Source organism: Bacillus pretiosus (assembly GCF_051294775.1).
Taxonomy (GTDB): Bacteria; Bacillota; Bacilli; order Bacillales; family Bacillaceae_G; genus Bacillus_A; species Bacillus_A wiedmannii.
Genome location: NZ_JBPPHF010000112.1, coordinates 1 through 319 on the forward strand (window position 1 = coordinate 1; position 319 = coordinate 319).

Annotated in this window: 1 protein-coding gene; it reads left to right on the forward strand. The window is 42.0% G+C overall.

Annotation, left to right across the window (positions count from 1 at the left end; genetic code table 11):
- Positions 1 to 319, forward strand: a 319-nt coding sequence (locus ACSG5Z_RS30080; RefSeq protein WP_435712767.1) for an MFS transporter, incomplete at both ends; no start/stop codon positions are given.

The following is a 319-nucleotide window of genomic DNA, read 5'->3' on the forward strand; positions in this document are numbered from 1 at the left end:
GCTCATTACGTCACCTATAACAGGCCGGTGGGTCGATCTTTACGGTAGGAAGAAAATGTTCATCATTGGATATTTTATTTTTGTTGTTACAGAAGTTCTTTTTGGATTAGGAAAAGATGTGTGGATGCTTTATGCAGCACGGGTGTTAGGCGGAATTAGTGCGGCGTTTATTTTGGCTGGTGTTACGGCATATGTTGCGGATATTACATCTATGCAGGAACGTCCAAAAGCGATGGGGTATTTATCAGCAGCGATTAGTACTGGTGTTATTATAGGACCTGGAATTGGCGGATTTATTGCAGAGTATGGTATACGCTGT